We start from the raw sequence: 9,833 nt of genomic DNA on the forward strand, positions 1-9,833 counted from the left end.
AGACTATCGCGATGCGATGGGTGGCGTGTGCGTCGCCCCGACTTTCACGACGTCGAAAAGTGCTTCGTTAATTGATTCAAATCATTTGCATCGCCGTCCGCGACAAAGCCTCGTTACGAGCACGGTGCCGTCGCGTATCCACCGGTCGTCGTTCCTTCCATTCTGCCCGAGAGGATTGCTCATGGTGTCGCGAAATGCCCGTATCGCAGTTTCTGCGCTCGTCTCCGGTGCGCTGGTCGCCGCGCCGCTCGCGCCCGCGGTCGCCTGCACGTCGGTGCTGCTGCCGGCCAAGGACGGTGGGTTCGTGTACGGCCGCACGCTCGAGTTCGGCCTGTCGCTGAAGTCGCAGATCATCGTCGTGCCGCGCGGCCTCGCCGTCACGGGCACCGGTCCCGAGGGCGACGTCGGCAAGGGCGGCCTCGTCTGGACGACCAAGTATGCGGCGACCGGCGCCAACGCGCTCGGCCTTCCGATTCTGCTCGACGGCGTCAACGAGCGCGGCCTCGCCGGTGGCCTGTTCAACTTCCCCGGCTTCGCCGAGTTCCAGCCCGTGCCGCCCGGCAAGGGCGACCGCTCGATCGCCTCGTTCGAGCTCCTCAGCTACATTCTCACGAGCTTCGCCACCGTCGACGAGGTGAAGGCCGGGCTGCCGCAGATCATCGTGTCGGTCGTCAAGCTCGCGGCGTTCGGCAACATGGTTCCGCCCCTGCACGTCTCGGTGCACGATGCCACCGGCAAGAGCCTGGTGATCGAGTACACGCACGGCGGCAAGCTGAACCTGTACGACAACCCCACTCATGTGCTCACCAACGCGCCGGAGTTTCCGTTCCATCTGAGGAACCTCGCGCAGTACCAGTACGTCACCGCGGCCGTGCTGCCGCCCCTGAAGGTCGGCGGCACCACGCTCGCCGCGGCGAGCTCGGGCGTCGGCATGAACGGGCTGCCGGGCGGGTTCCTCGCGACCGCGCGCTTCGTGCGCGCCTACTTCGCCCAGGCGAACGCGCCGCAGCTGCCGACCAGCGCCGAGACGGTCGGGCTCGCCTTCCACATCATGAACGGCTTCGACCTGCCGCCCGGCTCGATCGGCACCTCGGCGGCGGCGGGCGGCGAGGGCGGCGGCGTCGACGGCTTCGAGACGACCGAGTGGACCTCGGCGATCGACCTGAAGAACCTGCGCTACCACATCCGCACCTACGAGAATCAGGACGTCCGCGTGGTCGACCTGAAGAAGGCCGCAGACGGCCTGAAGGCGATCAAGTTCATCCCGCTCGACCAGAAGCCGGTGGTGCGCGAGCTCGTGCCCTGACCGGTCCGACCGGCGGCCGCGCGGTCGACCGGTCGCGCGGCCGCGGCGTCGCCGCGGGCCGCCGGTGCCGGCCGAGCGCGGGCGGTGGACAGGCCATCAAGACTCGGTGATGGCGAGACCGGCGCGGGCCGCGTCGCGGCTCGCCATCTCGTTCATCCGTCGACGAAAAGGGCCGCGCCGAGCGGTTCGCGTTGATGCAACCAAAGAGAGTATAAATCGGTAAAAGACTCGTAAAAATTGCGTCTGCTGATAGCATGCGCGCGGGAGAAGAGGATAGATCCGACTGGAGCCCGCCATGCCGAATCTGCGCGTGTTCATCAGCTACGCCACCGAGGACGAGGCGATCGCCGACGAGTTCTGCAAGCAGCTCAAGGAGGTGTTCGGCATCAACGGCATGCTTCACCTCACCTTCGCGCCGCAGTTCAGTCTGGGCATCGACTGGCGGCCGACGATCGAGGACGAGCTCGATAAGGCCGACATCCTGCTGGTGATCGCGACGGGCCAGTACAAGCCGAGTCATTCCTTCACCGGCTTCGAGGTCGGCTTCTTCCGCAACTCGTGCCGATTGCGCCGCAAGATGACGGATTTCGACCAGCAAGACCGGCTGGTTCTCCCGGTCGCGATCTTCGCCGAGCTGCCGCAGCCGGTGGTCGAGATCCACGGCCTGAAGATCGACCCGATGGTCGTCGGCCGCGCCAACCTGAAGGATCGCGACCGTTTCGTCGCCGCCATGCGGGGCCAGAAGGTCAACTCGCTGGCGCGTGTGTTCACCCGCATCCGCGGCATCCTGCAGACCAAGAACGAGTTCAGCGACGTCGATCTCGACCAGCTCAACCGCGGGATCGAGGAGGGCGTGGGCGTCCTCTACGACACCATTTTCGCCCAGCTCCTGCGGCGCGAATCCGAGAAGACCTTCCCAGAGCGCCGGATCGTCTTCCGGCTGCCGCAGTCGTGCCGGGGGCCGCGCGGGTGCACCGACTGGCGCGACGCCACCATCCAGTTCTCGTTCGACGACCAGTTTTTCACGGCCTTCGGTTTCGGCGCGATCCCGCGCGGCGAGATCGGCTGGCCGGCCTTCCTCGACAAGTTCACCGACGAGCAGGTCCGGGCGTCGTGGCGCGAGGCGATCACGACGCTGGTCCGTGACGCGCTGAACAACGAGCTGACCGAGAATCGGCAGCTCATCACCTTGCCGGACCGCAGCCGAGCGTTCGGGATGTTCGTCGCGCGCGGCATCCAGTATCTCAGCGGGCTCGACGAGTTCGAGATCCATCTGGTCGAGATCGGCTCCGGCCGGCACGGCAACTACGAGATGACCCGGCTGGTCGAGGCCCTGTCGATCGGCCTGCGCTACCGCTACATGTTCCTGGAGGGCCAGCGCAGCAGCTACTCGGTCGAGAAGTTCAAGGTGGCGATGCTGCCGACCTTCAAGAACCGCGTCTCGTGGATGGTGCGCGATCTCGACAAGCTCGTTTGGCAGAGCAAGACGGCCGGCCTCTACGAGGACGAGTTCCTGGCCCAGATCCACGACTACATGCCGGACGGCGGGGACGACTTCGACACCAAGCTCGTGCTGTGGGATCGGGCCAAAGCGATGCTCGACGCCGCTGCCCGGGCCGTCCTCGACGCCGCCACCGACGAGGCGCTCGCCCGCGAAAAGACGCAGTTCGTCGCCGTGCTGCGGGGGTTCTGCACACAGACCGCGGCGATGAACCGCGAGTTCATCGCCGCCGTCTTCGCGGTGCTCGGCGGCGTCGTCGCGGCCAGTGCCGACCGGTGGGGGTTCGCCGGCGGGGCGCAGCCCGGCGCCGCCGTGCCGGGCGTGACGTTGTCGCGCGACCCGATGACGACGCGCAGCTTCGAGGCTCTCGACTCGGCCAGTGCCGACCTGTGGCACGACGACGACGCGAAGCCGTCCCGATCCCGGCACAAGACGCCCGCGCCCGACTGGGTGCCGCCGGTTCCGCCGGTGCCCCGCGGCACGCGCAATGGCGGCCTTCGGAACGGCCACCGCAAGCCGACGTGAGGGGGCCGGCGGCACGCGGCCGTCCGTCGACGCCCCGCCGGCCTCGCCGCTCTCACCACCAGCGATGCGGCCAGTCGTAGCGCCGCACCGTGAGGTGCCAGCCCCAGGCGAAGAGGGCGAGCAGCACCGCGCCGGCCCCGACGGGTGCGACCAGATAGGTCCACGGCAGGCCGTTGGCGACCACCAGCAGCGGGTCGATGCCGGCGGGCGGGTGGAACGTGCGGGTGAGCTGCATCGCGACGATCGACAGGCCGACCGCGAGCGCGGCGGCCCACGGCCCCGGCCCGGTGATCGCCAGCACCAGGAGACCGACCAGGGTCGACACCAGGTGGCCGCCGATCAGCGCGCGCGGCTGTGCGGGCTCGGCTTCGGGCGAGCCCATCACCAGCACGATCGAGGTGGCGAACGGCACCGCGAACAGCGGGAACGAGCCGAAGGCGGCGAACAGCTCCATCAAGGCGATCGCCACGCCGCCGCCGGCGGCGCCGGCCAGCATGGCGAGCAGGGTGCGCCTTTCGGGCTTGGAGACGGGGAGCGGGGGCAGGGGCATCGCGTCGGTCTCGGATCGTCGGTGCCGGAGCCGTAGCACGTTCCGTGCCGCGCGGACCCGCCGTCGGCCCCGACAGGGCCCGGGCATGCGCCGTCCGCAGGCTGCCCGCGGGAGGTGCCGGCGGGCTTCGTCGACCCGGCGCGATCGGTCCTTCGCCGCTCTTGACGGGGCGCCGCCGCTCGACCATGGTGCGCGCCCATGACCGGCCATTTCACCCATATCGGCATTTGCCGGGGGATTATTCGCTAGCGGCTCCCGCTGGCTACGGCCGTCTTGTCCTCTTCCCAAGACAAACAGACGCCGGGCCAGCGCGGGCCCGCGACGTGATTCGGTCGTGCTTCACGACGGGGTCGGCACGGGCGGGGGGCCGCCGGCCGGCACCGGATAGTCGCAGGACGATCGCGCGGGATGACCGCGCAGGCCAATGGCGCCGGGCGAGGGCGCAGGGGGACAGGCATGGAACTCCGGCTCTACGACACGCTCACGCGCGAGAAGCGGCCCTTCGTGCCGCTCGATCCGGCCCGCGTGCGCATGTATGTCTGCGGTCCGACCGTCTACGACTTCGCCCATATCGGCAATGCGCGGCCCGTCATCGTCTTCGACGTGCTGTTCCGGCTGCTGCGCCACGTCTACGGCGCCGAGCACGTCGCTTACGTTCGCAACATCACCGACGTCGACGACAAGATCAACGCGCGGGCGGCCGAGCGCGGCATCTCGATCCGGGCGCTGACCGAGACGACCTATGCCGAGTTCAAGGCCGACGTGACGGCGCTCGGCTGCCTGCCGCCGACCGTCGAGCCGCGGGCGACCGAGCACGTCGCCGAGATGCGCGCCATCATCGAGCGCCTCGTCGCGTCGGGCCACGCCTATGTGGCCGAGGACCACGTGCTGTTCTCGGTGCCGTCGATGCCGGCCTATGGCGGCCTCTCCAAGCGGCCGCTCGACGAGATGATCGCCGGCGCCCGCGTCGACGTCGCCCCCTACAAGCGCGATGCCATGGACTTCGTGCTGTGGAAGCCCTCGAAGCCGGGCGAGCCCGGCTGGCCGTCGCCGTGCGGCATCACGGCGGAGGGGCGCCCGGGCTGGCACATCGAGTGCTCGGCGATGAGCTGGAAGCATCTCGGCGAGACCTTCGACATCCACGGCGGCGGCATCGACCTCGTCTTCCCGCATCACGAGAACGAGATCGCCCAGTCGTGCTGCGCCTTCGGCACGCAGGCGATGGCGAACACCTGGATGCACAACGGCTTCCTGCAGGTGGAAGGCGAGAAGATGTCGAAGTCGCTCGGCAACTTCGTCACCATCCGCGAGGTCTTGAAGGACTGGCCCGGCGACGTGGCGCGGCTCGCCATGCTGTCGACCCACTATCGCCAGCCGATCAACTGGACCCTGAAGGGGCTCGAGGAGGCCCACAAGGCGCTGGCGTCGTTCTTCGACGCGGCCTCGGCCGACGCCGAGCCGCGCCCGGCCCCGGCCGTGCTCGACGCGCTCTGCGACGACCTCAACACCCCGATGGCGCTCGCCGCCATGCACGGGCTCAAGAACGCCGCCGGTCGCAAGGCGCTGGCCGGCACGCTCGCCTTCTTCGGCTTCCGTCCCGAGGCGCTGAAGGCGTGGGAGGCCGCGCACGCCCCGGCGCCGCCGATCCCGGCCGCGGAGATCGACGCCAAGGTCGCGGCCCGCATCGCCGCCCGCCAGGAGAAGAACTGGGCCGAGTCCGACCGCATCCGCGACGAGCTTTTGGCGCTCGGCATCGTGCTGAAGGACTCCAAGGACGGCACCACCTGGAGCGTCGCGCGATGAGCGAGGCGTCCGATCGCGGCATGAGCGAGGGCGAGCGCCTCTTGTGGCGCATGCTCCGCACCAAGAAGTTCGGGAGTGCAAAATTCCGGCGCGACGTGCCGGTCGGGCCGTTTCGTGTCGCCTTCGCGTGCGACGGCGCGCCCGTGATCGTCGAGGTCGACGACAGCGCGACGACCGGCGTGCCGCGCGACGCCGAGCGCGACCAGTGGCTGTTCTGCCACGGCTACCGGGTGCTGCTGTTCCGCGCCGCGGACATCGCGGCGAGCCCGGACGGCGTCCTGTCGATCATCGAGACCGAGGTGCAGGCGGCGCCGCGCCGGACCTCTCGCACCGTCGTTCCGCTGCGGGACGGGGAGGGCGCGTGATGGCGACGGCTCGTCCGGAGTTCGCGCTGCGCCCGGTGCTGCCGGCCGACACGCCGCTGCTCGCCGAGATCTTCCGCGCCAGCGTCGAGGAGCTGACCGGCGACGACTACAGCGAGGCCCAGCAGGAGGCCTGGATGACGGCCGCCGCGGACGAGGCGGCGTTCGGCAAGCGCGTCACCGACGCGCTCGCGCTGGTCGTGACGCTCAACGGCACGCCGGTCGGCTTCGTCACGCTCACGGGCGGCGAGACCATCGATCTGCTCTACGTGCATCCCGGCGTCGCCGGCATGGGCGCCGGCGCCATGCTGGTCGACGCGATCGAGAAGCTCGCCGGCGCGCGCGGCGCCAAGACGCTTGTGGTCGACGCCAGCGACAATGCGCGCAATTTCTTCGAGAAGCGCGGCTATGTCGCCCAGCGTCGCAACACCGTGCTGCGCGGCGACGAGTGGCTGGCCAATACGACCATGGAAAAGGCGCTCGCCGGAAAGGTCGCGACGTGAAACGCCCCGACACCCCGTTCCCGCGTCACTGGATCTATTACATCCTGATCAAGCTGCTGGTGCTCGCCGGCGGCGTCGCATTCGTCTTGAAGTATCTGAACTACTGGTGATCACGGACCGCGGCGCCGCCCGCGTCCGTCTCGAACAAGCGCGCTCGCCTTGCCGTCCCGCACGCCCCGGGCGGCGACAGGACACGACCATGACCGAACGCCTGTATCTCTTCGACACCACGCTGCGCGACGGCGCGCAGACCAACGGCGTCGACTTCACGCTCGCCGACAAGCTGGTCATCGCCCGCATGCTGGCGGAGCTCGGCATCGACTACATCGAGGGCGGCTATCCGGGCGCCAACCCGACCGACACCGAGCTGTTCGCGCAGGACCGCGGCGTCAAGGCGACCTTCACGGCGTTCGGGATGACGCGGCGGCCGGGCCGCTCCGCCTCCAACGACCCCGGCCTCGCGATGCTGCTCGACGCGCATGCCGACGCGATCTGCTTCGTCGCCAAGTCGTGGGACTATCACGTCCGCGTCGCGCTGGAGACGACGCTCGAGGAGAACCTCGCCTCGATCCGCGACAGCGTGCAGGCGGCGCGCGGCCGCGGCCGCGAGGTGCTGGTCGACTGCGAGCATTTCTTCGACGGCTACAAGGCCAATCCCGACTACGCGCTCGCCTGCGCCGAGACGGCGTTCAAGGAAGGCGCCCGCTGGGTGGTGCTGTGCGACACCAATGGCGGCACGCTGCCGCACGAGATCGAGCGCATCGTCGGCGAGGTGACGAAGAAGGTGCCCGGCGAACGGCTCGGCATCCATGCGCACAACGACACGGAGCAGGCCGTCGCCAACTCGCTCGCCGCCGTGCGGGCCGGCGTGCGCCAGATCCAGGGCACGCTCAACGGCCTCGGCGAGCGCTGCGGCAACGCCAACCTGATGTCGCTGATCCCGACCCTCAAGCTGAAGCGCGAGTACGCGGAGGCGTTCGACATCGGCGTATCGGACAAGGCGCTGGCGAGCCTGACGCGGGTCTCGCGAAAGCTCGACGAGATGCTCAACCGCGCCCCCGACCGCCACGCGCCCTACGTCGGTCCCAGCGCCTTCGTGACCAAGGCCGGCATCCACGCCTCGGCGATCCTCAAGGACCCGGCGACCTACGAGCACGTTCGCCCCGAGGCGGTCGGCAACAAGCGCGACGTGCTGGTCTCGGACCAGGGCGGCCGCTCCAACGTGCTCGCCGAGCTCGCCCGCGCCGGCCTGGTGATCGACAAGGACGACCCGCGCATCGGCAGCCTGCTGGACGTGGTGAAGGAGCGCGAGGCGATCGGCTACGCCTACGAATCGGCGCCGGCCTCCTTCGAGCTGCTGGCGCGGCGGATGCTCGGCACCGTGCCGGACTATGTCGAGGTGCTGAAGTTCGACGTGAATGTCGAGCACCGCATCAACGCGCTCGGCAAGCGCGTCACCGCGACGGTCGCGGTCGTGAAGGTGAAGGTCGGCGACGACGAGCCCCTGATCTCGGCCGCCGAGGGCATCGGCCCCGTCCACGCGCTCGACCTCGCGCTGCGCAAGGATCTCGGACGTTATCAGGACTACATCAAGAGCCTGAGCCTCACCGACTATCGGGTCCGCATCCTCAACGGCGGCACCGAGGCGGTGACGCGCGTGCTGATCGAGAGCACCGACGCCGACACGGGCGACACCTGGACGACGGTCGGCGTGTCGCCCAACATCATCGACGCCTCGTTCCAGGCCCTGATGGACTCGATCGTCTACAAGCTGATCCGCTCCGGCGCGCCGGGGTGAGGGACGCGCGACGGCGCTTCAGGGACGGGCGAACCGTGCCCCCGCCTCACAGCCGCGTGCCCCGGACAAGGCGCGTCAGGCCGCAGGCCTGATGCGCCGCAGAGCCGGGGCCCAGGGCGGACCGGCAGGGACTCGGGGTAACGACGGCTCGGCAGGCGCGTGCATGCGGTCGCCCCTGGGTCCCGGGGTCACGGCGCTGCGCGCCGCGCCCGGGACACGAGACCTCGGACATTCCAGGGCACCGGCTTCCATCTTCGAATCCCTGTAATCCTGCAATAGATCGAAAAGCATCCTCCGGCCCTCGACAGTGGAGGGCCGTCGACAATACTTGCGGCATCGTCCCCCGAGCGAGGAGGTATCGCGTGTCCGATCGTCGTTCCCCCGAGCTGCGGCGGACAGCCGCCCGGCGCAATGCCCGCGCCGGCGGCGGCGCGGTCCTGTGCACGGCCGCGCCGGCGACCGCGACGGCGATCGCGATGCGGGTCGTGATCGCGAGGACGACGCCGTGACGCGCTCGGTCGTCGTCGATCCGGCCGAGGCCGAGGAGGTCGCGGTCGATCGCTTCGCCGCGCTCGACGTGGCCGAGCAGCTCGTCGTCTGGGGATGCCGCACCTGGGTCGTCGCCATGCGGGAGGGGCGCTGCCCGGTCGCGGTGCTGCGGCCGAGCTTCGCCCGCGCCGGCGCCGCCGACGCGACGCTGTCGCTCGACGCGCTCCTGCGGGTGACGGCCCGGATGGCGGTGCGGCGCTTCGAGGTGCGCTGCCGCAAGTGCCCGCAGCTCTCGGCCGACGAGCTGCGCCTCGTCGCGGCCGTGGCGGCGGCCCAGCAGGCCGACGTCGCCGGCACGCGGGCGCGGCTTTCGGGCTGGCTCGATCCCGAGGGCATCGCCTTCGCGCTCGCGCCGACCCGCGGGCTGGCGACCCTGTTCGCGCGGGCCGGCCTGGTGCTGCCGGTGCGGCACGCGGTCGACGCGGTTCTCGCCGCGGCGGCGGCCGGCGCCGCGACCTCCTGCACCCTGCATTGAGCCGACCCGAGGAGGCCCGCATGAGCATCGCGCGAGACACCGAGCCGGAGACCGGGCTCGAGGCCGCGCTGGAGATGGTGGCGGGGTCCGACGGCGCGCCCGGCGAGCCGATCCGCTTCGATTTCGCCCGTGTCTGCGGCGCCTGCCGCGACTGCCGGGCGGTGTGCGGCGACGCCGGCGAGCAGCTCGCGCTGGCGCTCGTGCGCTATGTGTGCGCCGGCTACATGACGGCGAGCGCCGATTGCTGGGATGCCGCCTATGCCTGCGCCGAGCACGCCTTCGGGCCGGTCGACGGGCCATCCTTCGTCGGCCGCGCGGGCGCGCTGGTGCGGGCGCTGCGCACCGAGCGGCGCGGCGGCTTCGCCTTCTTCCCGGTCTCCTGCGCGCAGGTGTCGGGCGACGAGGCGGCGCTTCTCGGGCTGGTCCAGGCGGCGCGCGCCGGCGACGCCGCGGCGCTCGAT

9 protein-coding genes and 1 pseudogene are annotated in these 9,833 nt (G+C 70.3%); 9 read left to right on the forward strand and 1 reads right to left on the reverse strand.

The annotated features are described in order from the left end of the window. Window positions 1–181 precede the first annotated feature (181 nt). Together ABTU92_RS19120 and ABTU92_RS19125 are read left to right on the forward strand one after the other, a co-directional pair. Entirely contained in the window at window positions 182–1,306 is a 1,125-nt protein-coding gene (locus ABTU92_RS19120) for a linear amide C-N hydrolase (RefSeq protein ID WP_408093226.1), read from the forward strand. Window positions 1,307–1,601: 295 nt separating this feature from the next. Continuing rightward, entirely contained in the window at window positions 1,602–3,332 is a 1,731-nt protein-coding gene (locus ABTU92_RS19125) for a toll/interleukin-1 receptor domain-containing protein (RefSeq protein ID WP_408093227.1), read from the forward strand. A 52-nt stretch (window positions 3,333–3,384) separates the two neighbouring features. Here ABTU92_RS19125 and ABTU92_RS19130 read toward each other — a convergent pair whose 3' ends face one another. Next, window positions 3,385–3,882 (reverse strand): HPP family protein, encoded by a 498-nt coding sequence (locus ABTU92_RS19130; RefSeq protein WP_408093228.1) that lies wholly within the window; start codon window positions 3,880–3,882, stop codon window positions 3,385–3,387. Window positions 3,883–4,338: 456 nt separating this feature from the next. Between ABTU92_RS19130 and cysS the strand changes: the two genes are divergently transcribed. From cysS to ABTU92_RS19165, 7 genes and pseudogenes are all read left to right on the forward strand, one after another. After that, the gene (gene cysS, locus ABTU92_RS19135; protein ID WP_408093229.1) at window positions 4,339–5,685 is read left to right on the forward strand and encodes a cysteine--tRNA ligase; all 1,347 of its coding nucleotides are present in this window, start codon (window positions 4,339–4,341) and stop codon (window positions 5,683–5,685) included. After that, entirely contained in the window at window positions 5,682–6,050 is a 369-nt protein-coding gene (locus tag ABTU92_RS19140) for an endonuclease domain-containing protein (protein WP_408093230.1), read from the forward strand. The genes cysS and ABTU92_RS19140 overlap by 4 nt, the downstream gene beginning before the upstream one ends. Further along, window positions 6,050–6,550, forward strand: coding sequence for a GNAT family N-acetyltransferase (locus ABTU92_RS19145; RefSeq protein WP_408093231.1), 501 nt, complete (start codon window positions 6,050–6,052; stop codon window positions 6,548–6,550). The genes ABTU92_RS19140 and ABTU92_RS19145 overlap by 1 nt, the downstream gene beginning before the upstream one ends. A 199-nt stretch (window positions 6,551–6,749) precedes the next feature. Then, window positions 6,750–8,348, forward strand: a complete 1,599-nt coding sequence (cimA, locus tag ABTU92_RS19150; RefSeq protein ID WP_408093232.1) for a citramalate synthase — start codon at window positions 6,750–6,752, stop codon at window positions 8,346–8,348. A 362-nt stretch (window positions 8,349–8,710) separates the two neighbouring features. After that, window positions 8,711–8,857: a hypothetical protein gene (locus ABTU92_RS19155; protein WP_408093233.1), complete on the forward strand. Its 147-nt coding sequence runs from the start codon at window positions 8,711–8,713 to the stop codon at window positions 8,855–8,857. Continuing rightward, window positions 8,854–9,372, forward strand: coding sequence for a hypothetical protein (locus tag ABTU92_RS19160; protein ID WP_408093234.1), 519 nt, complete (start codon window positions 8,854–8,856; stop codon window positions 9,370–9,372). Before ABTU92_RS19155 ends, ABTU92_RS19160 begins: the two co-directional genes overlap by 4 nt. A 20-nt stretch (window positions 9,373–9,392) precedes the next feature. Beyond that, window positions 9,393–9,833, forward strand: a pseudogene (locus tag ABTU92_RS19165) (hypothetical protein); the annotation flags it as partial.

Origin of the sequence: Rhodoplanes sp. SY1 (assembly GCF_046000175.1) — a bacterium.
GTDB lineage: Bacteria > Pseudomonadota > Alphaproteobacteria > Rhizobiales > Xanthobacteraceae > Rhodoplanes.

What these genes read in the sequence shown, in the direction of transcription:
- ABTU92_RS19120 (WP_408093226.1), top strand. Translation starts at nt 182, where the DNA reads ATGGTGTCGCGAAATGCCCGTATCGCAGTTTCTGCGCTCGTCTCCGGT.
- ABTU92_RS19125 (WP_408093227.1), top strand. Translation starts at nt 1,602, where the DNA reads ATGCCGAATCTGCGCGTGTTCATCAGCTACGCCACCGAGGACGAGGCG.
- ABTU92_RS19130 (WP_408093228.1), bottom strand. Translation starts at nt 3,882, where the DNA reads ATGCCCCTGCCCCCGCTCCCCGTCTCCAAGCCCGAAAGGCGCACCCTG.
- cysS (WP_408093229.1), top strand. Translation starts at nt 4,339, where the DNA reads ATGGAACTCCGGCTCTACGACACGCTCACGCGCGAGAAGCGGCCCTTC.
- ABTU92_RS19140 (WP_408093230.1), top strand. Translation starts at nt 5,682, where the DNA reads ATGAGCGAGGCGTCCGATCGCGGCATGAGCGAGGGCGAGCGCCTCTTG.
- ABTU92_RS19145 (WP_408093231.1), top strand. Translation starts at nt 6,050, where the DNA reads ATGGCGACGGCTCGTCCGGAGTTCGCGCTGCGCCCGGTGCTGCCGGCC.
- cimA (WP_408093232.1), top strand. Translation starts at nt 6,750, where the DNA reads ATGACCGAACGCCTGTATCTCTTCGACACCACGCTGCGCGACGGCGCG.